Source organism: Nitrospirota bacterium (assembly GCA_035516965.1).
In the GTDB taxonomy this organism is placed as follows: Bacteria; Nitrospirota; UBA9217; order UBA9217; family UBA9217; genus MHEA01.
In genome coordinates, this window is record DATIZR010000022.1 from 1 (window position 1) to 23,555 (window position 23,555).

The window sequence follows — 23,555 nt, forward strand, 5'->3', positions numbered from 1 at the left end:
GTCCTCCGGCGGGAGCACCCCGTCCACGGCTCCCGTTCCGATCGCGGCCTGCGGCATGCCCGGGAACTCGGCTGTGCCGGGCTCCTGCACGAACACGCATCCGCCCGCACTTCTTATTGCCTGGATACCGCGGGCGCCGTCCGTCCCCGCGCCGGACAGGACCACGGCAATCGCCCGCCCCCCTACATCGGCGGCAAGGGATTCGAAGAACTCGTCGATCGGCAGATGGGCGTGCCGGGCAGGGCTTTTCGCGGTATGGAAAACGCCGTCCCTGATGCGCACCTCTTTTCCCGGCGGACAGAGGTAGAGCCTGCCGGGATGCACATGAACACCGTCATCGATCTCCATGACCGCGAGCCCTGGCTCACGGGAAAGGAGCAGTTCCGGCAAACGGCTTTTGTGATCACGAGAGAGGTGCTGGACGAAGACAAGCGCGAAATCCGCCTGTTCGGGAGCAGAGGACAGGAACGAATGAAGGGCCTTGAGGCCTCCGGCCGACGCTCCGATGCCGACGATAAAAAAGTCCTGTTTGTCGCTGTGAGTTTGCGAGGGCCGGTGCTGTGCCGTGGATGCGTTGTTCCGCTTGGGCTTCGACAGGCGGGATTTCCCCGGGGACACCGGCTTTTTCTTCTCGCTTTTTTTCGCTTTGGCTTTTCTTAATGCCATGACATCTCCCTTGCGGGGTCGGATACTGTCGGGGCGCGGCTGGAAGGTATTTGTCAGGCTTCATACTATCGGAAAGCCCGGGGAAAAGCAATAGACAGGCGTCACCCGTTTATCGTGTCAGGCACAGCCCTGAGGCTTGCCGCCGCGGGAGTTTGTCTCGCCGATAGCAATGAGCGCGACACTAAAGTCGCAAATCCTGTGTTCTCAAGTAGTTTTGGAAAGAGCCCAAGATAAAAGTGAGGAACCTGAGAGGGCGCAGAGGGTAGGCGAAAAAATACTCCCAAACTTACTAAGATCAAATACATTTCTCTGAGTTCTCTGCCTGCACCCGCGTATCGCAAGAGCACGGTGAGGCGGCTTTTGACAATGCGCTTCGAGGTCTTACTTTTTCGTTAACTGCTGCAGGATGATCCGGTAGTCCTCCGGTGTGTCCATGTCGAGGATCACGCCCCGGTCGAGAACCGTGAGGACCCTCACACGGCCGGGGTCCTTCCGGACGACGTCCCGGAGCGTAGGGACCGAAAATATTTCGCTCACAACGGGCCCCGGGAACAGGACCGGGTGCCCGCGCCTTCCTTCATAGTCGGGAATAATGATGGAAGCGGGGAATGCCTTGTGTTCGCTCACCATGAGTCTGATGGTTTCAGGCGATACGAGCGGATGATCGGAGAGACAGATGAGCACCGGCGATTCCGTGCCAAGACCTTTCAACCCGGTCTTGACCGATTCCGCCATATCGCTCCCGGGCGTGTCATTGACAGCGATGGTGAGCGGCAGATCGTCCAATGAATCAGCGATGCCGTTGTCAGCACTATTGAGAACAACAACGATATGCGCGACCCCGGCATGCATCAGCGTGTCGATGCAGTACCGGATGACGGGCTTGTCACCGAGCGGCAGCAGCTGTTTCGCCCGCCCCATCCTCCTGGACAAGCCTGCTGCAAGCAGCACTGCCGAGACGGGCAGGTCCATGCTCTCTCCTCTTCTGGATGATCTGCGCCATGATGCTCACCGCTATCTCCTCAGGCGTGACCGACCCGATGGGAAGGCCCACGGGAATGACCACGCGGTTGATATTCTCCGGGGAGAACGCCGCTTCCTTCAGCGCGTTGAACAGGATGCCCTTCTTGCGCCTGCTGCCGAGAAGCCCTACGTATCGCGCAGGCGTCCTGAGCGCGGCCTTGACCGCGTCGAGGTCGTGATTGTGGCCGCGCGTGGCCACAACGATGAACGTCCCGGCTTCGATTGCGACATCCTTGAAGACCTGTTCGAAGCCGCTCACCACCACGTCGTTCGCTTCGGGGATATTCTCCCGGTTCGCGAAGGCTTCCCGGTCGTCCGCCACGGTCACACGGAACCCCGTGAACCGGGCCAGCTTCGTCAGGGCCTTCCCGACATGGCCGGCCCCGAGTATCATCAGGTGAGGTTCGAGCAGGACGGGCTCGATGTACACGAGCACGCTGCCGCCGCACACGAGCCCGCCTTCGAGCTCCTTCAGCTCGAAAGGGAGGGTTGCCGGGTTGCCGTCCTTCACGGCCATGAGCGCGGCCTGCACGACGTCAGCCTCGAGGCATCCGCCGCCCAGGGTCCCCATGATCGACCCGTCGTCGCGGACCAGCATCTTGGCCCCCTGTTTCTGCGGCGACGACCCGCGGCACTCAACGATCGTGGCGATGGCCGATGTCCTGCCCAGGCGTTTGAGCCTCAGGGCTTCCTCATAGATCTGCATGAAATCCCTCCATGGAACGCGGGTAGCATAAGCGCGAAGTCGCGGAATGTTCCCAAGGAGAAGACACCGTAAAGGTGCTTTTGCCTTCCTTTGCGTCCTTCGCGTCTTAGCGGTGAAAGCTTTTGAATTTGGTTTACACTTTCTTCATCGCCGTGAGGACCGTCTCGGGCCTCATGGGCAGCCGCCTGATCCTCGCTCCCGTCGCGGCGAAGACCGCGTTCGCGACCGCGGGGGCGATCGGCGGGACACCAGGCTCGCCGATGCCGCCGAGCTTCTCGCTGCTCTTCACGATATGGACATCGACCTCCGGGGCTTCGCTCATCCTGAGGATTTCGTAATCGGCAAAGTTCTCGGACTTGATGCCGCCGTTCGCGATCTCCATCTTTTCCTTCAGGGCCGCGGAGAGGCCCATGGTGATGCCGCCCGTCATCTGGGCCTGCACGATGGCCGGGTTCACTACCGGGCCGCAGTCCACCGCGCAGGTAACCTTATGGACGGTGATTGCGCCGGTCCTGGTGTCCACCGAGACCTCGGCCACCTGGGCAACATAGCTGTCGAACGAGAGGGCGTAGGCAATGCCTCGCGCCCGGCCTTTCGGAAGCGGTTTGCCCCAGCCCGCTTTTTCGGCCGCAACCTGCAGCACGCGCGCGGGACGCGGGTGGTTCTTGAGAAGCCCGAGCCTGAATTCCAGCGGGTCCTTTCCCGCGGCGTGCGACAGCTCGTCGACGAAGCTTTCAACCGTGAAAGCGTTGTGCGAGCTGCCCACGGACCGCCAGAAGCCCACGGGCACGGGCGTATCGATGCGAACGTACTCGACCGCCACGTTCGGGATCTCATATTCCAGGTTCTCGACACCCTCGACCGCCGCGTTATCGATGCCGTTCTTCATCATCTGCGGAAACACGCGGGCGAAGATGGAGGGGCAGACAATCTTGTGCGACCAGGCGCTGGCGCGGCCTTGCGCGTCGACAGCGCCTTCTATCCTGCTCAGGTTCATGGGCCGGTAAAAATCGTTCTGGATGTCCTCCTCCCGCTTCCAGACCAGCTTGACCGGCTTGCCCGTCGCCTTGGAAAGGAGCAGGGCCTCTTCGACGAAATCCCGCTCGAAGCGCCTGCCGAACCCGCCGCCGAGGAACGTTGTATGCACATTGACCTGCTCCGGCTTCAGCCCCGCGATCTCGGCGGCCATCGCGAGAACGCCTGTCTGGTTCTGCGTGGGCGCCCAGATGTCGCAGCCGTCGCTCCGGACATGGGCCGTGCAGTTCATGGGCTCCATGGTGGCATGGGACAGGAACGGCAGGAGGTAAGTCGACTCGATTTTCTTCGCTGCCGCGCCAAGGGCATTCAGCACGCTGCCGTCGTTCCTCGCTACGATACCATTCGTGCCAAGGCGGGCAGTGAACTCCTGTTCGAGCGAAGCATTGCTCAGATTGGGATGCTTGGGATTCCGCCAGTCCGGCTTGAGCGCGTCCCTGCCTCTCCATGCCGCATCGATGGTGTCCGCGCAGACTGCCATACCATGTGAGACCGGCACAACCGCCCGGACGCCCGGTACGGCTTGTGCCGCTTCCTTATCGGAGGAAGCAAGCTCGGCCCCGAAGGCAGGAGGGCGGGCTATGGCCGCATAGAGCATGCCCGGAACGAAAGAATCGATGCCGAAGCGGGCGGAACCATTCACCTTGTCAACGGCGTCGAGCCTCGGCACATCCTTGCCGATGTAACGGAACTCCTTCTCCGTCTTGAGCACGGGATTCTGCGGCACTTCGAGTTTCGACGCTTTCTCCGAAAGCTCGCCGTAGCTCAGCACGCGGTTTGACTTCACATGCCGGACCTTTCCGAGATCAACGGCGCACTCCTGGACCGGAACGCCCCATTGCCGGGCCGCGGCAAGGAGCAGCATTGTGCGGGCGGCCGCGCCCGCCTTCCGGAGCGGCTCATGCATGTGGCGGATGCTCGAACTGCCGCCCGTGGACTGGCTGCCCCAGACCGGGTCCTTGTACGCATCGCCCGCGGGAGCGGGCTGCATGCGGACGCCCTTCCAGTCCGCATCGAGCTCGTCGGCAACGATCATCGTGAGCGAGGTGTACACGCCCTGTCCCATCTCGGACTTGTTCACGGTGACAACGACGGCATTGTCCGGACGGACTTCCAGCCATACATTCGGATGAAATGCCTGCCCCGCCTTCTCGAGTTCCGCGGCGGAGAGCAGGCGGTACCCCGTGGCAGTCGACGCGACGGCGATCGCGAGGCCCGTGCCGGTCATCTTCAGAAACTGTCTTCGTGTCAGGTCGATCTTCATTTTTTACCTCCTGCAGATGCCACGCGGATAGCGCTCTTGATCTTCTGGTAGGTGCCGCAGCGGCAGAGGTTGCCGTTCATGGCATCGATGATCTTCGCCTCCGAGGGATGGGGGTCTTCTTTCAGGAGCGAGGCCGCCTGCATGATCTGGCCGGTCTGGCAGTACCCGCACTGCGGGACCTGCTCCTTGATCCAGGCCTGTTTCACCGGATGGTCCTCGGGCAGGCCTTCGATGGTCGTGATTTTCCTGCCCCCGACCGATCCGACCGGTGTCTGGCAGGAACGCTCAGCCTTGCCGTCGAGGTGTACGGTGCAGGAGCCGCACATGCCGATGCCGCATCCGTACTTGGTGCCGGTCAGTTTGAGCCGCTCCCGGATGACCCAGAGCAGCGGTACGTCCGGCGCTACGTCAACCTGATACGATTTGCCGTTGATTTCGAGATTGATCATGTGAACACCTCCTGGAAAGAGAAGCCTTTGTGTTAAAATCCTTCACCACAGAGTTCGCGGAGAAAATCTCGTATTACAATAAATTATGCGATCTTTAAAACACCCCACCCTCTGCGACCTCATGAATTTCATGTCTGTTGTCCTAAATTCTCTGGATAAGATCTTGCTACGATCTAAAAGCTTTTAAAAAGCCTTATAGCTATATCTCTTATGCTGCTTTGCTTTTATTTAAGAACTTTATTTTCTCTGCGTCCTCTGCGGTAAAATTGATTCGGTTTTCATAAATTAATTTTTAACAGTATCAGAGAAGCATGGTGACGCGGCGACCCCGGAAGGATCAGTCCGCGAAGCACATTGTTTCAAGAGATAGCATTGATACGGGTGAGCGCTCAGAAAAAGATTGGATGGAGAAATTGTATCACTCAAACGGAGGTTGTCAAGCCGGTCCCGCGCCGGCGGAGCAAGAAGCCGGCGTTTATTTTCCGAAAGAACAGACGGCGTAGCGGCAGGTCTTGCAATGAAGGCGGAGGCCGAAGGGAGATTTCAATTGCGGCAGTACAGTCTATTGCCAACCTTTTGTATTATCAGACTTCTTGTCCCAAGTGCTCTGCAGGGATACCGGCGGTCTCCCGGACAACACATGGCTCGTGGGAAAAATCGCAACGTTCTACGCAGGAAGAGGAATGAAGACGCGAACACGAAAGGTCGCGCTAGAGAATGATGTCAGCCGCGGCAATTGACGGGAACTCGCCGCTCGTGCTGTGGATTTGCGATGCTGAAGTCGGGAGGGAACTGCTCTCCGCGCTACTTATGGCACTTGTCGCAGTTGCCCTTCACGTTGAAGGCACGCTGTCCGTCGTGACACGCGCCGCAGTACAAGCCCTTCTCCATGTCAGCCATGGTCATCTTTTTTCTCGCTACATGGGTGTCGAAGACCTTGTAGTGGCAGTCCGTGCATTTCAGGCCCGCTTTCATGACATGGAACTCGTGGCTATAGGTGACGTCGGCGGCACCGGTCATCGAAAAGGTGATATCCCCTCCGCCCACTTTGCCCCATGCCGTCGCCGCGCAGAACAGACCCGCTGCAAGTATGGCAAGAACTCTCCCTTTCATCTCCCCTCCCCCTCTGTGTTGTTCAGGAAGCAATCCCCGGTACGCTGCAGTACAGGCCGGTTGGATGCGAGCCGCCTTCCTGCATGGAGTCCCGGGCGTTCATGGCAAGATACATGAGGACCTGCTCGATCTGCCCTCTGTCGGCCATCACGTAACCACGGAGTTGATATCCACGGTCCGGAGCTTGGTAGATTACGGTCTCAGAAAGCGGCCCAGGCTGTCCCTCACGGTTCCGACCACATCCCAGACAAGGCAGGAACTGAGCCGGACCGCCGAGCGGTTCCTGCGCAGGCGGAGAACACCTCCGCCGGCAAGCTGACCCAGAAAAAAAGCACCCACCATCGCAGGGAAGGTCGCGAACTGCCATCCGAGGCCGGACAACAGACGGACCGCGATGACGAACGGGACGGGCAGATGGACCGACAGGAACCAGCCGGAAGAAAACTTCGTTTCATTTGCGCGCCAGTAGCCGAAAGGAAGGTTGATCAGGAAAACAAGGGACGATGCGGTGAAAAGGTTCATGTGCATGTTCATGCCTGCTCCACGATAAGGCGGCTCTTGACGAGCGAGACCTCGCGGACAACGCCGGTGACCCGCTTCTCCTCGCCGAAGAGATTGCGCAGGATGACCACCCCGCCCTCGCTCTTGACCTGGTTCACCGCCTCGAGCAGCAGTTCCTCTTTATCGTTCTTCTTGAGATACGCCTTGAGATCACACATTTCTTATTTGGTTCTATAACACGAACCCTCTCTGAAAGCAAGAGAAAACACCTCGGCTTCGTCCCACGGTCTCGGGGTCATCCGTTACAAAGGGCGGCCCGGCCCATGCGTCCGGTGCAAAAAAGGCGGCAGAACACAGAAGGGCGGCAAGAAGGCAAGCGGCTAGTCGCCCGATGCGGTTGCTTGAGATGGGTCGTTGCATGTCTTTCTCTTGCCGGCCATCACTTTGACGGTCGAAACAGTTCATAGAAATAAATATTTCAATTGGATGTCTACGAGTAAGTTCCGCATGATCCATCCCTGGTCCAAGTCGGGGCCTGCATGGAATCATGTGAACAAATGCGCGAACAGGCTGATGTTGCCGCCCCGTAGATGATAAAGCAGGGCAATGGAAAGAGTGGATTAACTTATCATTATTGTGACTTCACCTACAATTGTGTACTTTCAATATTACGGCAAGGGCCAAAAATACTGAGTGTATTATGCGAGCAATGAATCCAACGTCCTTTGTAGCCCTTCTACGTCGTAGGGTTTTTTGAGGAAGGCCTGGAATCCCTGCTTACGGTAGTTCGACAGAGCAGCGTCATCCGAGTAGCCGCTCGACACTATTGCCTTCACAGCTGGATCAATCTGGAGCAGCTTTTGTATCGTTTCTAATCCCCCCATGCCGCCCCGAACAGTCAGATCGAGGATGACGATGTCAAAGGGCCTTCCTGCGGTCATTGCATTCTGATACTTTTCCAGCGCCTCCAGCCCCTGTTCTACGACTTCCACAGTATGTCCTAGCGCAACGAGTAACTCGGTGCTCAGATTCCTAATGACTTCTTCATCATCCATGACCAATATTCTGGCGGCACGCCGCGGTGTTGTAACAGCCGCTGGTTGCAGGGACTCAACTTGCTCCTGTGTATCTGAAGCGGGAAGGTAAATATAAAAGGTGCTGCCTTTGCCGACCTTGGAGTTCACCTTGATCATGCCGCCATGGTTTCTGATAATCGAATAGGAGGTCGCGAGTCCCAGACCGCTGCCCTTTTGCTTTGTCGTAAAATAGGGGTCAAAAATCTTCGTATAGTGCTCTGCGGGAATGCCGACGCCATTGTCCGTGATGACGATAACCACGTATCGGCCTTTCGGAAGGGCTAGGGCAGGAGTCTGGCCGTGCACCTGCACATTCTTCATCCCGATAGTGACCAGACCGCCCTCCGGCATGGCCTGATCGGCGTTCAGGACAATATTCTGGATCACCTGGGCGAGTTGGCCTTCGTCGGCCGCCACTTGCCAGAGAGCGTCTTCAGCAACGATTCGGTAATCGGAACGTGACCCGCTCAGGGCGAACTTGGCGGCATTCTCTATCAACGGTCGAACATTCGTGGGTTTGATCACCGGCTGGCCGCCCTTCGCAAAGGTCAAAAGCTGCGAGGTCAGATTTACGGACTGGTGCAGGGCCTTTTCCGCCTGTTCCAGCATGGCGAGCGATTTCTCCTTCTGATCGAAGGTGAGTCTCGCCATGGACATATAGCCAAAGACACCCTGCAGGAGATTGTTGAAGTCATGGGCAATGCCGCCGGCAAGCGCGCCGATGGATTCTAATTTCTGCGTCTTGAGCCGTTCTTCCTCAAGCAGGCGTTTTTCCGTGATATTATTGATCGTTTCGATGACAGAGGTCACAGAGCCGGATGCATCTTTGATGGGGAAAGCTTTGGTCTCTACGTAGAGAAGGTTTCCGTCAGCGTCTTTATGACGGTGGAGTGCTGCGTAGGGTTTCCCCGTCTCAAATACCTTGCGAGTTGCGCATTCCTCACCCTCTTCGTAACAGGGTCGGTCGGTCTTGTGCGAGACCTCATAGCAGTGCTGCCCGATGACCTTCTCCTCGTGGCACCCCGTCTGACTGCAGTACGCCTTATTGGCGGTCAGGATGCGGTAATCACGGTCAATAACAATGAATCCCTCGTCAACGGTGTCAAGGATGTTCCGGATAAATTTCTCGCTCTGCTGGATTTTATCTTCGGCCTGTTTACGTTCCGTGATGTCCTGGGCTGTTCCGAATATCCTGATGGCCTTGCCGGATGAATCACGTCTGACAACGCCGAATGCTTCCATCATCCACTCGCGGCCTGAATCATTGACGATCCGGATTGCTACATGGTATGGAGTTGTGTCGCTCTCAAGCGCTCTGTAAAAATTTGACTCCATGGTTGAACGGTCATCAGGATGGATCATGCGGACGAATTCATCGACGGAAGGCGCATAATTTTCAGGGGACTTATCGAAGAGCATGTACGTTTCGTCCGACCATTCAAGCGTCTGGGAAACAAGGTCTAGGTCCCAGCTCCCCAGTTTTGCTACCAGCTGGGACTCGCGTAAGCGACTTTCGCTCTTCCTGAGCTTTTGCTCAGCCAGCCGTTGCTCGGTGACGTCATTGTGCACACCAACAAGGCCGACAACTTTGTTTTCTTTATTTTTAATAGAATACGCCCGAAGATAAATATCCCTTTCTTTTCTATCTTTATCCAACATTTTTACTTCGCCTATAAATGAACCTCCATTCATAATAATGTCGAACACCTTTCGTCCTACTTTTTCATCGGCATATACAGTTGCAGGCGGCCCTGAAACACCATCTACTTCACTAACAGATAATCCGAATAACTTAGTATAAGCCTCATTTTGATAATAATGCCTTCCAGCAGGAGTAGACATGCCAATTGCATCTGTGGCGCTACCCACAGCCATTTGGAAATAAAGAAGCTTTTCCTCAGCCCGCTTGCGATCGGTGATGTTGCGCATAAAACAAAAAAACTTTGGCTGTTTCTCTAATAAATAATTAACACTGGCTTCAATATCAATAATTCTTCCATCTTTGCGCCTATGCTTGGTCTCGAAGCGGACAGAGCCGGTCTCTATAATTTGCTGAAGGCGCCTTTCGATGACTTCTTGCGTATCCAGCACTTCAACATCTTTTACACTCATCTTAAGCAGTTCCTCGTTGCTATAACCTATCATTGAGCAATAAGAATCATTCGTTTCTAAAATTCGCCCTTCCGTATCAACAAGATAAAAACCATCCATCGCCATGCGAAGAATTGTTTTATCTCGCGTTTCCTCTTGCTTCTGCGCAGTAATGTCTTCGTTGGAAGAATGGTATTTACGATTTTCGGTCATGGTTCATCCCGTCTGCAGCCGACATTTCATTTTTGTCAGTTACTGTATTGAGCGAAGAGGGTATGTCAGCGACAGGATATATTAAGGGTAAATGCCGAAGAATACAACTTGGAAATTACACTACAGAAACTCCACGAATACAGGAAGTTGTTTACGCTTCCTCAATAGAGTGTCAACAAAAAAGGCCTCTGGTTTTCCCAGAAGCCATTGCAGCTGTAACAAAAAAATCGCTCTCTGTCCTTGAGCCCGTACTAGGGAGGTGGAGGTGGCCCGCTCGGAGATTCACGGGGTGCCGAGGGACTGAGGTCAGGTGAAGGTGGAGGTGGAGGAGGCGTCCCCCGGTAATACCGTCTCACTGCCGGAACCATGTTGCCGTTGGCGTACATACACTGTTGGTAGGCAATGTCGTAGCGACGCTGCGCCTGATAACCGTAATACTGGCCCTGGCTTGAACCTGCGGCTGCTCCAATGAGCGCGCCAGTTATGGCGCTAAAGACCAGAAACGATCCGCTGTAGGACAAGGCTCCTAAGCCTGCCCCCACGGCACCGCCGATCGCAGCGCCTGCGGCTGTGCTCTTATTGATCGTATCTTGAGGAGAAGCGCCTATCTGCTGCTGTGCATATTGCCGGCACGTCACCTCCTCCTGCTGGAACAGGTCAAAGGGTTTCCCTGGCCCCGGCGTCGCTGCTACTGAGGGCCCAGCCGGTACGGTGGCGCAGCCAGTCGCAACGACCAGAAGGAGGATAAGTATATGTCGATACCGCACTTTCATGTTCATCATTCCTTGCCCCCGCTTGGCGGCGGAGTTGGAACTACTTTCCTCCAGCCACCCCGGAAATCGCTTCATAGATTCCCTCTGTTAAATTTTAGACATCGCATTGATAAAAAGGTTAAAGATACCGAAAAAAGAGAGAATTAAAAAGGTTCAATGAAGTAAGAAGGTTGTAAGAAAGAAATATCTTAAATAAGGAATCATTTTACCTTTTTAATTCGGCCCTATCCCAGTGTTAGCCAGTGTCGCATCTTTCAGGCGAATTTTAATTTTGCGATAGGTTCTAGTGATTGGGGATTTATAGCTCAGAGTGAAAGATGAATTGGCTCTATCAATTTCTATTTTTTGATCATCTCCGATGAAAATATAAAGTAAAGGCCCGAGCACAGGTATTGTAATGGTAAAGAACCAAACGAGTTTATTAATATCTCATATAAATTCGCTCCTGAGCAAATCGATCAATGAAAAGATCCATAAAATAAAAGCTGCAAAGATTGCCAACGATAATGTGACGGAAATACCTTTAAGTTGCTGAAAGGCTAAGGATAGGTCAAATTCTGTATTCATGGTTTCGTCCTTATGTCATTTCAATAATGACGCAGTTGTTTTGGTTCGCATTCCGCTTGGCTCCCCCGACCGGTGCGCTAAAATCTCATTCGATAGGTCAGGTTCAGGATGAAGTCGGGAGCACCGCTCGTGTTCGGATCTTCCGTGAGGGACAGCTCGTAGCTGCCGGAGCGCGCGTAATAGCGGCCGCCCACGACCAGGAGCATGCCCGTGTTGTCGATCTGCCGGATGTCTGTTTCCGGGTACGGGGAGGTCTGGACCATGAGCTGGCCAAGCAGGCTCACGTACTGGAAGATGCGATATTCGAGGGCCGCGCCTCCATAAAAAAAATCCCGCAGGTTCACGGTCTGCAGGGCCTTGAGCTCTCCGGGCCTGACGGCTCCGGCATTGGCGAAGAGGCGCAGGTCATCGCTCAGATCCGCGTCCAGGAGAAGCGCGATGCCCACATCGGTGCTGCCGTTCCCGTACCCCACGCGCGCATTGCCGGTCGGGAGCTCGACGTCGGCCAGGGCGCTCAAGGCGACCGGACCTTCGACGATCTTCCTCTTGGCCGTCACGCGAACATCGCCGAACGCCGTCCGGTCGTTGTCCCCTTCGATGAGCGGCACTCCGTCCTTCCTGATGTCATAGAGAAAATCGTTCCGCGGCCGGGAGCTCCTTCCGTAGTCGCCGAAGTGAAAGGCGCGGTGGTACCACGCCAGGGGCCGGTCCATGAATCCCGCTGTCGCGCGCTCCACCGGGACATCAACGCCGATCTCGAAGAGGCCGGGAAGGTCTTGCTTATAGCGGATGTTCAGTTCCGTCCATTCGAGGTCGAGATGGGCGTTCCAGTTCGCGGAATCTTCCATCACGAAGACGCTGGAATGGGACAGGCTGACCGAAAGAGAATTTTCCGTAGCGGCCTTTTCGAGGTAGGGCTGGTTAAGGGAGAGAAAGACCGGGAACTGATTCTTCACCTGGAATGGGCCTTCGAATACGAAAGCGAAAGCGGCTCCGGGCATGGACAACAGCGCGACGATGGCGAGGACAGCGGGGAATGTGCCTCTCATGGTCGTACTGTAGCATGACAAAGGGGAAAAGAAAAGCGTGAAGAGGGCCGCAATCGTGCCCCGCGGCCCAAGGGGCTGCATCAATCCGTAAGGACCAGGTAATCGGCATCGCCCGCCGTGATGGTGTGCCGGTCAACCTGACCGGGAATATACGGGAGCACGACGCGATAGTTCAGTTTCGCGCCGGCATCGGTCATTTGCTCGGGAATGCCCCGCTTCCAGGCGTGTCCGATGCCCGCCAGTACGACGACGCTCCGGCCGGGGTTCTGCCTCAGATAGCCCAGCAGGTGCCAGGCCATTGACTTGTCCCAGATCATCTGCGCTTCGCAAAAATTCTCGAAGTCCTCTCCGTGATGTTGTACATGGTCGGAATAGGCCCGCTTGATGAACTCCCGGTATTTCGGGTCAACGCTGCAACTGATGCCCGGGGGAAGTTCGCGTTTTTCTTCTGTCGTCAGCGACGCAAAGCCATGTTTGGCAACCTTCCGTGAAAGGTCTGAGGAAATGTTGAGACCCAGAAGGGGAAGCTCGTGTTCGCGCGCGTAGAGGAAGATGTCCCGGTAGAGAGGCCAGGGCATGCCCCAGTTGTCATAGTATTCGGGCAGGAACTTCTGGAGAGACAAACTGCCGCTCACCCAGGAGTCGAGAACGCCCCGGCTGTCGGCCCGGAACATTTCGAGCCCGATTGCCATGGGCAAGTCGACTTCATGGAAAGCCCTGATGATGGCGAGCTGCGCATCATGGTCCTCGGGTGCATCATGGAGCTCCCCGACGAACACGACGGAAACTTTCTTCAGATCCCCGATCATCTGTCCAAAGCTGACGATCCTGTTGTCCCGTACGCGCAACACCCTGTCCTGGCGGGCCGGGGACCCCGTCACCAGGAGGAGCAGGAGCAGGAACAGCGCGATGGACCAGTGTTTCATCATGAGAGGTGTCTCCTTCCGTTGTCTCAACGTGCTCGTCATCGCCGTTCGCGCGCCGGCCCGGACTCGGGAACGCGCTCCGTCGTACCTTCAAAGCGCCGGGGCTCCGCGGGAAGCTGCTGCGTTGGCGGGTGCAGGCGCCAATAGGACGGAGGAGGACCGCCGCGATCGTAATAATGGCCGTAGTAGTGAGGATACCGCCACCAGGGGTCCCAGAAGTAGAACGGATAGGGGTAGAACCACGGATCATAATAGTATGCCGGGTAGTAATACCCGGGTTCCTGAGGCCAGAGATAGATCTGCACGATGCGGAATTCCGGATAGACATAGTCCATCTCGTCTATCCTGCCCTTCCGCAGCCCTATGAACTCGCCTGCAAGCGTGACCCTCCGCCCCTTGCCGAACACCAGGGGATCGAGCATTCGTTCGGTCTTGGGCAGGACCGCGAGATATCTTCCCTCGGACTCACCCTGTTCTTCGAAATAGCCGTACCGGTCTATTGGGACGTGCATCGCTTCCAACTCCGATCCCGCCTCGGTCAGATTCGGCTGGACGATAACACCGCCCAGGATATACAGTTTCCCCTTATACTGGTCAGGATACTCCCGCAACGCGTTGAAAGACACCTTCAAAGATCCTTCCTTCATATAGGTCCTGTTCAGGACCGGTGCGCAGGATATAAGTATCAGCGAAGGCAGGAATAATAACAGAATAGTTCCTTTTCTCATGATATTATTGTTGCTCATCACCGAATGATTGTCAAGACAGCCCGGGGAGAGCTGCGCTTTGCGGCGATTCCCGCCATTCTGAAACGCGAGGATACTCGACGAATCCGGCCACAGGGGTGTCGACTCATCAGAGTGAAATAATTCGAAGAATGCCCCCGTTGTGACCATATTGACAACAGGGGGAACACAGAGTAAGGTTATCTTAACATAAGAGTGCTGCTGCGCAGGGGGATGCAATCTGACCGGCCTGTTGACCGCAGAGGACGCAGAGAGACCGCGGCGGGGAAGCCCCGCGGGAACGATTGGATGCAAGCCGCGATACAGTACAAGAGGCGTCAGGGGAAGACAATCCAATGAATGAGGAGGCCGTCATGAAGGTCGGATTCATCGGTTTGGGCATCATGGGCAGCAGGATGGCTGCCAATCTTCAGAAAAAAGGCCACGAGCTTGTTGTCTACAACCGGAGCCGGGAAAAGGCCGATGCACTCGTCGCTGCCGGGGCGCTCTGGTCGCCGACGCCTGCCGCTGTTGCGAAGCAGGTGAAGGTCCTTATCACCATGCTTTCCACGCCGGACGCGGTCGCTCAAACCGCTGTGGGCGGCAAGGATGCCTTTTTGCAAAGCCTCGCACCCGGCTCGCTCTGGATCGACTGCAGCTCAGTGAACCCGTCCTTTTCGCGGACCATGGCCGAAGAAGCGAAAAGGCGCGGGATCAGGTTCGTCGACGCGCCCGTGGCCGGTTCCAAGGGGCCGGCCGAGCAGGCCCAGCTCATCTTCTTTGCCGGAGGGGAGAAGGCCGATGTTGATGAGGCGGGGCCCCTGTTCGGGGCCATGGGCAAGACCGCGCATCACCTGGGCCGGGTCGGAATGGGAACGTCCATGAAGATGGTGAATAACCTGATGCTCTCCCAGGCCATGGTCGCATTCTCGGAATCCGTTGTTCTCGGCGAGGAGCTCGGCATCCCGCAGGACATGATGCTGAACGCGCTCCTGAGCTCGCCTGTTGCAGCTCCCTTCCTCGCCCTGAAGCGGAGCAAGATAGAATCCGGGAGCTATGATACCGAGTTTCCCTTGCGCTGGATGCACAAGGATATGCAGCTCGTGGCGGAGACCGCCTATGAGGCGGGCGTTGCCATTCCCGCGGCACAGGCGGCCAAGGAGCTCTACGCGCTCGCGGTGAGACGCGGGCTGGGCGGGCTCGATTTTTCGGCGGTGTACAAGGTGCTGAGCGAGAAATCTTGAGGCAGGCTTGACCGGGAATTGAGCATCACCCCTCGGGCGGCAGCGGCCCTGTCCGCGGGATCACCGCATGAGCGGCTTCTTCGACTCCACATAGCGCGACGCCGCCAGCGCGCCGATGGCGCCGTCTCCTGCGGCGATCACGATCTGGTTCGCAAATTTCTGGCGCAGGTCGCCGACGGCATAGATGCCCGGAACGGTGGTCGCGCACGCTTCATCGGTCATCACGAACCCCAGCTCGGACATCCGGACTTCCGGGGGGATCAAAACGTTATTAGGCGTGTACCCGATGAGGATGAAGACGCCGTCCGTCGGGAGCACCCGTCGTTCTCCGTTCCCCGTTTTTTCGAGCACTACGGCGTCGACCGCGCTCCCGTTCCCCCTGATCCCCGTAAGGACCGTATCCCAGATCACGCTGATGTTCCGCTCCGAGAACAGCCTGGACTGGAAGGCCCGGTTTGCCCGCAGTTCATGCCTGCGATGGATGAGTTGGACCGTGCGCGCAAGCCGCGAGAGATAGAGGGCTTCCTCGACAGCGGTATCGCCCCCGCCCACAACGACGACGGTCTTGTCGCGAAAGAAGAACCCGTCACAGGTTGCGCAGTAGGACACGCCGCGTCCGAGATACTCCTCCTCCCCGGGAATGCCGAGTTTGCGCGCCGAGCCTCCCGAGGCGAGGATCAGCGCCGTGGTCCGATAGGTGTCCCCGTTCGCGAGCCGGACCGTGTGGAACTCGGGCCCGGGCGTAACCGATGCGACCTCTTCGCGGACGATCGGCAGGCCGAAAGATACGGCATGGTTCACCAACTTCTCCGCGAGGTCAAACCCGGTGATGCCTTGGACGCCGGGATAGTTCTCGACGTCTTTTGATATGGCGATCACGCCGCCGATCAGTCCCTTCTCGAAGAGGACCGTTTTCAACGCCGCGCGCTGGCAGTAGAGGCCGGCCACGAGCCCCGCGGCCCCGCCTCCGATGATGATGACTTCGTAGGTATCCTTTATCTCCATGACCATATTATATCAGGAGACGGTGACGCGAGGCGGGATTTTGACAGCGGGCTGAGAGCAGAACGGGGGACCGGTTCACCTGCACCGGTGCAGGAGAGGTTTTCCCGCGCACAGGCATGAGCAGGAGACAGGTTCGGGTCCTTTGGGACCGCCGGGCCCTATGAACGGCAGGAAGCTTTTATTCAACCAGGGGTCTGCTCATTTCCTTTGCCACCGGAACCATGCCCTGAACAGTCCGGCGATCCTTGGCGTGAGGCGCATTCGATTGAACCGGTCCGCGAGCTTTCTGATGACCTCGCCCTGCGTGGGATAGGGATGAATGGTCTTCCCGATGGCTGACAGGCCGGTCCGCGCGGTCATGGCGAGCGTGAGTTCGCTGATCAGGTCGCCGGCATGGCGGGCCACGACGGTTGCGCCGAGGATCCGGTCGCTCCCTTTTTTCAGGTGCACCCGCGCAAACCCCTCTGTTTCTCCGTCCAGAACAGCCCTGTCCACGTCGGCAAGAGGAACGGTCAGCGTGAGGACGTCGATGCCCTTCTCACTCGCCTCGTGTTCGAACATCCCGACGTGGGCGATCTCGGGGTCCGTGTACGTACACCAGGGGATGATGAGATCGGCGGCCTTCTGACGGGCCCTGAACAATGAGTTCGCGATCACGATGCGCGCCATGGCGTCGGCGGCATGCGTGAATTGGTAAGCCGAACAGACGTCCCCTGCCGCATACACGTTCCGGTTCGACGTGCGGAGCCGGTCGTCCACGACCACGCCCCGGCGCCGGTCAAAGGCCACTCCCGCTTTTTCGAGTCCGAGGCCGTCGACGTTCGGCAGCCTGCCGACAGCCGCGAGGATCTGATCGACGGCCAGCCCGCTTGTTGCTCCGTTCGATGCAAGAGCGACGACCTTCTCCCCTCCCGTGCCGGCAACGCTCCTGACGCCGGTATTCAGACGGACCGTCACGCCGTCACGCTCGAGCGAGCGCTGGATGATCGCGGCGGCATCGGCATCTTCCCGGGGAAGGACCTGTCCTCCCCGCACGAGCAGGTCGACCCTGCTTCCCATCCTGGCAAAGGCCTGGGCCATCTCGCAGCCGATCGGTCCGCCGCCGAGTACCGCGATCCTGGGGGGCAGCGCGGTGAGCTCAAATATCGTCTCGTTCGTGAGAAACCCGGCTTCGCGGAAACCGGGAGCGTCGGGAACCGCAGGTCGGGACCCCGTGCAGATCGCAGCCTTCCTGAAGCGCAGCCGCTTGCCGTCCACTTCCAGGATGCCGGGTGCGGTAAACGATCCTTCTCCGAGAAAGACGTCCACCCCGAGCTCTTTGGTGAATCGCGCCACGGAATCATGGACGCTGATCCCCACCCGGAGCCCGCGCATCCGCGCCATGGCAGCGCCGAAGTCGGGGGATGCCCTTTCGCAGGCCACTCCGAATTCTCCGGCGGTCCTGGCATCATGGGCAGCGCGGGCCGCACGAAGAAGGCCTTTCGAAGGCACGCAGCCGGTATTCAGGCAGTCGCCGCCGAACAGGCCCCGCTCGACCAGGGCGACCTTTGCCCCCAGCCCCGCGGCTCCTGCGGCAGTGACCAGTCCTGCCGTGCCGGCGCCGATCACCACGAGGTTATAGCACGACGCCGGGTCGGGGTTCTTCCATCCCCCGGGACGAACGTTGTCGAGGAGTCTGCGATTATGATCGTCCAGAGGCTGCATGTCAATCCATCCGCCGTGGGCATTGATTGTCATGAATCCCGTTTGCCGGCCCGGCCCCGCGGACACGTGCCAGTGCGCGCATGCCATGTTGTAGCGGTACCCGAGGTTCACCTGCAGGGTGTCGATCGCCCGGCCCAGGAGCGGGCCTCCGAGGATGGATCGCACGCGCTCGGAGAATCCCGGGGTCGAGGCATTGCTTACGTCAGACAATGATCCTTCTCTTCATGAGCCTGAAGGGGAACGGCGCGAGCGCCGCGACGACCACGATGATCCAGGCCATGCTCCCCAGCGCGCCGCTGACGTTCCCTGCCGTAAAGGCCCGGCAGATATTCACCAGGTGGTAGAGCGGCGTGAAGAACGCGAGGCGGGAGACTGCGTGCGGCATGGCGTCGAGGGGGAAGAAGATGCCCGAGAACAGGAAGAGCGGCGTCATGAAGAGCGTGTAGAAATAGCTGAACGAGTCGATCCCGGGCACCAGCGCAACGAACATGACGGACAGCTGCGCGAAGATCAGGCCGCAGAGAAAGATGAAAGGGATCGCCAGCACGATGAGGGGCGAATCGACCAGGCGGAAGAGCGCTACCACGATCGTGATCGTGATGCCGAAAATGACGCTCTTGGTCGCGCCCCAGACGAGCTCGCCCGCGACGAGATCGTCGAGGTTCACGGGAGTGGCCAGGATCGCGTCGAAGGTCTTCTGGAAGGTCATGCGGATATAGGTGCCATAGGTGCATTCGTAGACGGCGGCGAACATGGATGACGAGGCGATGATGCCCGGCGCGATGAACTTGATATAGGGTACGCCGTGGATGTCCTGCACGAAGGCGCCAAGCCCGAAGCCCATGGCAACCAGATAGAGCGCCGGCTCAGCGAAGTTGAGGGCGAAGCTGGTCTTGTACAGCTTGGTGTACACGGTCCAGTGCCGCTGCCAGACCCTGAGCACGCGCTTAATCCGCAAGGCTCCTCCCCGTCAGCTTGAGGTAGACGCTCTCGAGGTTGCCGCCGTGCTCCGCGGTGAGGTTCGCCGGCGCGTCGATCGCCACGATCCTGCCCGAATCCATGATGGCGACCCGGTCGCAGAGCCGCTCGGCCTCTTCCATGTAGTGCGTCGTCAGCAGGAGAGTCGTGTTCTGCGACTTGAGGTGGTTCAGCTTGTCCCATACTGCCCGCCTGCTGTGCGGGTCCAGGCCGGTCGTCGGCTCGTCGAGGATCAGGATGTCCGGATTGTTCACGAGCGCCCTCGCGAGCAGAAGACGGTGCTTCATTCCTCCTGAAAGCTGGTCGATCCTGACGAGCGCCTTATCCTGGAGTTCCACGAACTCCAGGAGCGAGCGCGCGAGGCGGATGGCGTCCTTCTTCCGGATGTCGAAATATCGGGCGTAGACCAGCAGGTTCTCCATGACGTTCAGGTCCGGGTCCAGGTTGTTGTCCTGGGGCATGATGCCGATGCCCGCCTTGATCTCGCTCGGCTGCCGGACCACGTCCATCCCGGACACGGATACGCTTCCCTGCGTGGGCGGCATGAAGCAGGAGATGATGCGCATCACCGTGGTCTTGCCGGCTCCGTTCGGACCGAGGAAGCCGAAGCACTCCCCCTTGCGGATCGAGAAGTCGATGCCCGCCACGGCCCGCAGTCCGTCGTAGTCTTTAATCAGTTTTTGCGCGGTAATGATGTCCATCAGAAATGTGCGTCCCGGCCCCGTCCGTGGTCACGCAGTTGCGGCCCGCCTGCTTGCTCCCGTACATGAGGCTGTCGGCCCGCTTGACGACGGTTTCCACCGTGTCGTCCGTCCGCGCAAGTGTGGCGCCCACCGAGATCGTGATGTGCAGGGAACGGTCGCCCGGCAGGGAAGATTGCTCGACGAGCGCGCGACAGCGGTTTGCCGTTGCGAGCAGCTCCTGCCCTTCCACGTTCGCGATGATGACCACGTATTCTTCCCCGCCCCACCGGCTGACCACGTCGAAGGGACGCACGCTGTTCTTCAGCGTCTTCGCGACCATTTTCAGCACCTCGTCGCCGAACACGTGGCCGTACCCGTCATTGACCGCCTTGAAGTTGTCGATGTCGATGAAGATGACCCCGAACAGCCAGCCGTACCGTTCCAGCTCCTCGATGCGGGAGCGCAGCGTGATCTCCGCGTACCGGCGGTTGGCAAGGCCGGTCAGGGAATCGAGGTACGCCAGGCGCTCAAGTTCGGCAAGCCGCTCGAAAGCGACGGCGGCCGGCGTGTTGTCCGTGAATATCTCGACGCCCCCGGAGATCGCCCCCTGCTCATCGAGCATGGGCGTGACCCGCACCGTGATCGGAACGCGGTGACCGTCCTTGTGGCGAAGGAACACGTCGTTGGTCCGCTCCCTCCCGTCCACGATCGTTGCCGCCAGCGGGCACATGGACAGGCACAGGATATTGCCCTGCATGTCGGAATGCATCAGGACGTTGTCCGAACAGTGTTTGCCGATCACCTCGTCCGCGCGGTAGCCGGAGATCCGCTCGGCCCCCTTGTTCCAGTACGTGATCCGCCGGTCGCGGTCCACGAAGTAGACGCCGTCATACAAGCTGTCCAGAAGCTGTTTATAGAAGGGTTCGCTTTTCAGCATGGCACCGGTGCCGTCTGAAGCATCACTGGTCTTTTCCATCGATGGCCTCAAGGGCCCGGAGGACCTTCTCGATCCTCTCCCGGATATGGATCCGTTTCCCGCGGACGTCCTGGATGTCCTCAGATTCCGCCCGTGCCTGAGAGAGCTCCCGTTCCAGTCTGGCGACGCGTTCTCTCAGGCCCGCGTTGTCCCGCAGGAGGGCCTTGACACGTTGTTCAACCTCGGCAAATCCCGCTTCCAGATCCTTCAACCGTGCTCCTTGAACGAACGGGCGGCCGTCGACGGACCGTCCGCACGTAAAGTATAACAGATTCGGGGTCCCGCCTCCCCGGACGGAGAAGGGACCCGGCCGCGCCATCACGGCATGGCGCTTGTCCCGTCCGTGCTCCGCGACCCCAGCGCGCTGCCGTTGTCGCTGACGGGGCGCGTTCCCCTCCCCGTCTTTTCATAGATGCGCCGGTACTCGGCGTAGTTGCGCATCACTTTTTTCACGTATCCCCGGGTCTCGGCGTAGGGGATCGATTCCACGAACTCGTCCCGCTCCCAGGCGCGGCCGCTCCGCATCCATCCCGCGACCGCATCGGGTCCGGCGTTGTACGCTGCCGCCGCGAAGAGCGGATCTCCCTGGAACCGCTTCATCAGGTGGCCGATGTACCAGGTCCCGAGGTTGATGGCCGTGTCGGCTTCGAACAGCTTCTCCCGCTCAAAGCCCCGCAGACTGATGTTCCGTGCTATCCATGCGCCCGTGGAAGGCATGACCTGCATCACGCCCAGGGCGCCTGCCGGCGACAGCGCGTCCGCATGGAACTGGCTCTCCTCGCGGATGATGGCGGCGATGAAATAAGGGTCCTGCCGGTACTTGCCGGAATAGGAAAGGATGCTGTCCCAGTAAGCCTGGGGATAGGCAAGAAGCCAGAGGTCCGGCGGCATGTTCCGGGTCTCGGCATCAAGGTGGTGTTCATAGCTCCGCAGCACCAGGACCAGGGAGCGGTAATAGTCGCCGAGTTCGAAGAGCGCCTTGCTGAGGCCGATGATCGTGCCCCGTCGGTGCGGCAGCCGCTCCTGCATCTCCCAGAGTTCGGCGGCAGCCTCCCTTCTCATGTCCAGGTGCATCAGTTCCAGTGTCTTGCGGTACGATGGCTCCTCTTCCAGCATCTGGCGGGCTTCCTCGGTCCAGACGGGCGGGCCCTCATCGGTATCGAAAGAAAAGAGAGGGTCATCCGCGCAGGCTTCCATGCAGGCGGGGGTCGCATCGGCGGTCATGACGGTTTTCGGAGGCATTTCCGCCCCGTCGAGGCGGGCGAGCCGGTCCGCTGCCAGCGCTCCGTAATACGTGTACGGACCCCGCTTGAGCACGCGGTTGTAGTATCCAGCGGCTTTCGCCGGGTTTCCCGTCTTCTCTGCGATCCGTCCCTGCCAATACCGCGCCTGATGGACAAGGAAGGAACGGGGATATCGGTTCACCAGATCCTGGAGCTTCTGCTCCGCCTGCCGGTACTGGCCCGAGGCGTACCATGACCACGCGGTCCACCATACCGCGCTGTCGGCAAACCGGCTGTCCGGGAACTCATCCACGAGCCGTCCGTAGAACGTGACCGCCTTTTTCATGTCGTTGGCTTCGCGGTAGATGTTGCCGGTCAGGAAGAGTGCGTCATCGGCCCATTCGCTTTCCCGGTAGGAAGTCAGGATTTTCTGAAAGGCGGCAACAGCCTTATCCCGCTCGCCGAGCTTGCTGTAGGACTTGCCGATCCAGTACAGCGCCTCAGGTACGCGCTGGCTATGGGGAAAATCCGATACGAGTTTCTGAAGCACCACGGCGGCCTCGCCCCTTTTGCCCGCATTGAAGTCAGCAAGCCCGATGCGGAAGAGCGCTTCAGGCCGGTGCGGCGACCGGGGATCCTGTTCCAGCAGTCTGCCGTAAGCCTCCACGGCCTTGTCATACTGGGCAGCGCGGAACAGGTTCTGTGCGCGCTCAAAGAGCTCATCGCCCGTCCAGGGAGCGACCTCGACCCCCGAGGCCGAGAGCAGCGTGAGCGCCTCGAGCGCTTCCTGCTCCGCCGGGCTCCCGGGGTATTTGATCCAGACATCGCGGAATGCACGCCCGGCCTGCTCCGGCCGCGTGTCTCCCAGAAGAGCGCGGCCCAGGCCGAGTGCGGCATCGGGCGAGGACTCAGACAGCGGATTGTCCCGGAGATACTCGTCGAGCGCATCGGCAGCCGCCGCGTACGCCTGCGCTTCGAGCAGGGCCAGGCCTCTCCTGCAGGCGGCGCTCGCTGCAAGGGAGCTGTCGGGATAATGGTCCAGGACGACCTGGTGCAACGCTGCCGCCCGCGTGAACCGCTGCCGTGAAAAGTGGTATTCGGCCAGCAGGAAAACGGCGTAGTCCGCCATCTCGGGGTACTCCGCCCTGATCTGCAGCATGAGCGCATCGGCCTCCTCCGGACGGTCCAGCTGGATCAGCGCCTCTTCCGTGAGAAAAAGCGAGCGTTTGTACCAAACGGTTCCGGGATACTGCGCGGCCAGGGACCGGGCGTTGAGAAGGGCGGCTGTGTACTTCCCCGTCTTATAGGCATCGATGGCGGATCGCAGGCCCTGTTCGGCTTCGCTCAGGGGGACCGGAACGCCTGACTTCGGCCCGAGACGGGGCGGAACGGGATTGGATGTATCGGGGGGAGTCGCTCCTTTTCCGGTGGCGCAGGCAGTGAGGGACGCCAGGACAAGGGGCAACAGGATATATCTGAAAGGATGCATGAACGTTCCTGCGGAAATCGTTACAGCCGGGATTTTTCTTATAATATAGGGTGGCGAGGTGCCTGTCAATAGGCCT

The 23,555-nt window shown here is 58.8% G+C and carries 22 protein-coding genes; 1 reads left to right on the forward strand and 21 read right to left on the reverse strand.

Annotated elements, in window-relative coordinates; translation table 11 throughout:
- The 14 genes from VL197_02280 to VL197_02345 form a co-directional block, all read right to left on the reverse strand.
- Nucleotides 1-666: chemotaxis protein CheB (locus tag VL197_02280; protein ID HUJ16794.1), on the reverse strand; the 666-nt coding region annotated here is incomplete at its 3' end.
- A 381-nt stretch (nucleotides 667-1,047) separates the two neighbouring features.
- The gene (locus VL197_02285) at nucleotides 1,048-1,587 is read right to left on the reverse strand and encodes a nucleotidyltransferase family protein (GenBank protein HUJ16795.1); all 540 of its coding nucleotides are present in this window, start codon (nucleotides 1,585-1,587) and stop codon (nucleotides 1,048-1,050) included.
- Nucleotides 1,553-2,395, reverse strand: a complete 843-nt coding sequence (locus tag VL197_02290; protein HUJ16796.1) for an XdhC/CoxI family protein — start codon at nucleotides 2,393-2,395, stop codon at nucleotides 1,553-1,555. Before VL197_02290 ends, VL197_02285 begins: the two co-directional genes overlap by 35 nt.
- A 133-nt stretch (nucleotides 2,396-2,528) precedes the next feature.
- Entirely contained in the window at nucleotides 2,529-4,694 is a 2,166-nt protein-coding gene (locus VL197_02295; protein ID HUJ16797.1) for a xanthine dehydrogenase family protein molybdopterin-binding subunit, read from the reverse strand.
- The gene (locus tag VL197_02300) at nucleotides 4,691-5,143 is read right to left on the reverse strand and encodes a (2Fe-2S)-binding protein (GenBank protein HUJ16798.1); all 453 of its coding nucleotides are present in this window, start codon (nucleotides 5,141-5,143) and stop codon (nucleotides 4,691-4,693) included. The genes VL197_02295 and VL197_02300 overlap by 4 nt, the downstream gene beginning before the upstream one ends.
- A gap of 804 nt (nucleotides 5,144-5,947) precedes the next feature.
- The gene (locus tag VL197_02305; GenBank protein HUJ16799.1) at nucleotides 5,948-6,256 is read right to left on the reverse strand and encodes a cytochrome c3 family protein; all 309 of its coding nucleotides are present in this window, start codon (nucleotides 6,254-6,256) and stop codon (nucleotides 5,948-5,950) included.
- A 22-nt stretch (nucleotides 6,257-6,278) separates the two neighbouring features.
- Nucleotides 6,279-6,404: a hypothetical protein gene (locus tag VL197_02310; protein ID HUJ16800.1), complete on the reverse strand. Its 126-nt coding sequence runs from the start codon at nucleotides 6,402-6,404 to the stop codon at nucleotides 6,279-6,281.
- A 44-nt stretch (nucleotides 6,405-6,448) separates the two neighbouring features.
- Nucleotides 6,449-6,784 carry a hypothetical protein gene (locus VL197_02315; GenBank protein ID HUJ16801.1) on the reverse strand — a complete coding sequence of 112 codons (336 nt, stop codon included), beginning with the start codon at nucleotides 6,782-6,784 and terminating at the stop codon, nucleotides 6,449-6,451.
- 2 nt (nucleotides 6,785-6,786) lie between these two features.
- Nucleotides 6,787-6,975: a CooT family nickel-binding protein gene (locus VL197_02320; GenBank protein ID HUJ16802.1), complete on the reverse strand. Its 189-nt coding sequence runs from the start codon at nucleotides 6,973-6,975 to the stop codon at nucleotides 6,787-6,789.
- Between the two features lie 480 nt (nucleotides 6,976-7,455).
- Entirely contained in the window at nucleotides 7,456-10,137 is a 2,682-nt protein-coding gene (locus tag VL197_02325) for a PAS domain S-box protein (protein HUJ16803.1), read from the reverse strand.
- Between the two features lie 251 nt (nucleotides 10,138-10,388).
- Entirely contained in the window at nucleotides 10,389-10,919 is a 531-nt protein-coding gene (locus VL197_02330) for a glycine zipper family protein (GenBank protein ID HUJ16804.1), read from the reverse strand.
- Between the two features lie 635 nt (nucleotides 10,920-11,554).
- Nucleotides 11,555-12,526 carry a DUF3187 family protein gene (locus VL197_02335; protein HUJ16805.1) on the reverse strand — a complete coding sequence of 324 codons (972 nt, stop codon included), beginning with the start codon at nucleotides 12,524-12,526 and terminating at the stop codon, nucleotides 11,555-11,557.
- 80 nt (nucleotides 12,527-12,606) lie between these two features.
- A complete protein-coding gene (locus VL197_02340) occupies nucleotides 12,607-13,455 on the reverse strand; it encodes a ChaN family lipoprotein (protein HUJ16806.1) in 849 nt (282 codons plus the stop codon).
- A gap of 35 nt (nucleotides 13,456-13,490) precedes the next feature.
- Complete coding sequence (locus VL197_02345) at nucleotides 13,491-14,348, reverse strand: Slp family lipoprotein (protein ID HUJ16807.1); 858 nt, start codon at nucleotides 14,346-14,348, stop codon at nucleotides 13,491-13,493.
- Nucleotides 14,349-14,551: 203 nt separating this feature from the next.
- Between VL197_02345 and VL197_02350 the strand changes: the two genes are divergently transcribed.
- Nucleotides 14,552-15,421 (forward strand): NAD(P)-dependent oxidoreductase, encoded by an 870-nt coding sequence (locus tag VL197_02350; protein ID HUJ16808.1) that lies wholly within the window; start codon nucleotides 14,552-14,554, stop codon nucleotides 15,419-15,421.
- Nucleotides 15,422-15,481: 60 nt separating this feature from the next.
- On the opposite strand, the gene VL197_02355 is transcribed toward VL197_02350, so the two are convergent.
- From VL197_02355 to VL197_02385, 7 genes are all read right to left on the reverse strand, one after another.
- Nucleotides 15,482-16,426 carry an FAD-dependent oxidoreductase gene (locus VL197_02355; protein ID HUJ16809.1) on the reverse strand — a complete coding sequence of 315 codons (945 nt, stop codon included), beginning with the start codon at nucleotides 16,424-16,426 and terminating at the stop codon, nucleotides 15,482-15,484.
- 198 nt (nucleotides 16,427-16,624) lie between these two features.
- Complete coding sequence (locus VL197_02360) at nucleotides 16,625-18,130, reverse strand: mercuric reductase (GenBank protein ID HUJ16810.1); 1,506 nt, start codon at nucleotides 18,128-18,130, stop codon at nucleotides 16,625-16,627.
- A 202-nt stretch (nucleotides 18,131-18,332) separates the two neighbouring features.
- Nucleotides 18,333-19,088: an ABC transporter permease gene (locus tag VL197_02365; GenBank protein ID HUJ16811.1), complete on the reverse strand. Its 756-nt coding sequence runs from the start codon at nucleotides 19,086-19,088 to the stop codon at nucleotides 18,333-18,335.
- Nucleotides 19,078-19,809 (reverse strand): ABC transporter ATP-binding protein, encoded by a 732-nt coding sequence (locus VL197_02370; GenBank protein ID HUJ16812.1) that lies wholly within the window; start codon nucleotides 19,807-19,809, stop codon nucleotides 19,078-19,080. The genes VL197_02365 and VL197_02370 overlap by 11 nt, the downstream gene beginning before the upstream one ends.
- Nucleotides 19,778-20,767, reverse strand: a complete 990-nt coding sequence (locus VL197_02375) for a sensor domain-containing diguanylate cyclase (GenBank protein HUJ16813.1) — start codon at nucleotides 20,765-20,767, stop codon at nucleotides 19,778-19,780. Before VL197_02375 ends, VL197_02370 begins: the two co-directional genes overlap by 32 nt.
- Nucleotides 20,751-20,978 carry a hypothetical protein gene (locus VL197_02380; protein ID HUJ16814.1) on the reverse strand — a complete coding sequence of 76 codons (228 nt, stop codon included), beginning with the start codon at nucleotides 20,976-20,978 and terminating at the stop codon, nucleotides 20,751-20,753. The genes VL197_02375 and VL197_02380 overlap by 17 nt, the downstream gene beginning before the upstream one ends.
- 107 nt (nucleotides 20,979-21,085) lie before the next feature.
- On the reverse strand, nucleotides 21,086-23,479 hold the full coding sequence (locus VL197_02385) for a tetratricopeptide repeat protein (protein HUJ16815.1): 2,394 nt from the start codon (nucleotides 23,477-23,479) through the stop codon (nucleotides 21,086-21,088).
- Nucleotides 23,480-23,555: the final 76 nt, after the last annotated feature.

Coding starts and splice junctions, on each gene's coding strand:
- VL197_02285 (HUJ16795.1), bottom strand. CDS start 1,587: ATGGGGCGGGCGAAACAGCTGCTGCCGCTCGGTGACAAGCCCGTCATC.
- VL197_02290 (HUJ16796.1), bottom strand. CDS start 2,395: ATGCAGATCTATGAGGAAGCCCTGAGGCTCAAACGCCTGGGCAGGACA.
- VL197_02295 (HUJ16797.1), bottom strand. CDS start 4,694: ATGAAGATCGACCTGACACGAAGACAGTTTCTGAAGATGACCGGCACG.
- VL197_02300 (HUJ16798.1), bottom strand. CDS start 5,143: ATGATCAATCTCGAAATCAACGGCAAATCGTATCAGGTTGACGTAGCG.
- VL197_02305 (HUJ16799.1), bottom strand. CDS start 6,256: ATGAAAGGGAGAGTTCTTGCCATACTTGCAGCGGGTCTGTTCTGCGCG.
- VL197_02310 (HUJ16800.1), bottom strand. CDS start 6,404: ATGGCCGACAGAGGGCAGATCGAGCAGGTCCTCATGTATCTTGCCATG.
- VL197_02315 (HUJ16801.1), bottom strand. CDS start 6,784: ATGCACATGAACCTTTTCACCGCATCGTCCCTTGTTTTCCTGATCAAC.
- VL197_02320 (HUJ16802.1), bottom strand. CDS start 6,975: ATGTGTGATCTCAAGGCGTATCTCAAGAAGAACGATAAAGAGGAACTG.
- VL197_02325 (HUJ16803.1), bottom strand. CDS start 10,137: ATGACCGAAAATCGTAAATACCATTCTTCCAACGAAGACATTACTGCG.
- VL197_02330 (HUJ16804.1), bottom strand. CDS start 10,919: ATGATGAACATGAAAGTGCGGTATCGACATATACTTATCCTCCTTCTG.
- VL197_02335 (HUJ16805.1), bottom strand. CDS start 12,526: ATGAGAGGCACATTCCCCGCTGTCCTCGCCATCGTCGCGCTGTTGTCC.
- VL197_02340 (HUJ16806.1), bottom strand. CDS start 13,455: ATGATGAAACACTGGTCCATCGCGCTGTTCCTGCTCCTGCTCCTCCTG.
- VL197_02345 (HUJ16807.1), bottom strand. CDS start 14,348: ATGGTCACAACGGGGGCATTCTTCGAATTATTTCACTCTGATGAGTCG.
- VL197_02350 (HUJ16808.1), top strand. CDS start 14,552: ATGAAGGTCGGATTCATCGGTTTGGGCATCATGGGCAGCAGGATGGCT.
- VL197_02355 (HUJ16809.1), bottom strand. CDS start 16,426: ATGGAGATAAAGGATACCTACGAAGTCATCATCATCGGAGGCGGGGCC.
- VL197_02360 (HUJ16810.1), bottom strand. CDS start 18,130: ATGCAGCCTCTGGACGATCATAATCGCAGACTCCTCGACAACGTTCGT.
- VL197_02370 (HUJ16812.1), bottom strand. CDS start 19,809: ATGGACATCATTACCGCGCAAAAACTGATTAAAGACTACGACGGACTG.
- VL197_02375 (HUJ16813.1), bottom strand. CDS start 20,767: ATGGAAAAGACCAGTGATGCTTCAGACGGCACCGGTGCCATGCTGAAA.
- VL197_02385 (HUJ16815.1), bottom strand. CDS start 23,479: ATGCATCCTTTCAGATATATCCTGTTGCCCCTTGTCCTGGCGTCCCTC.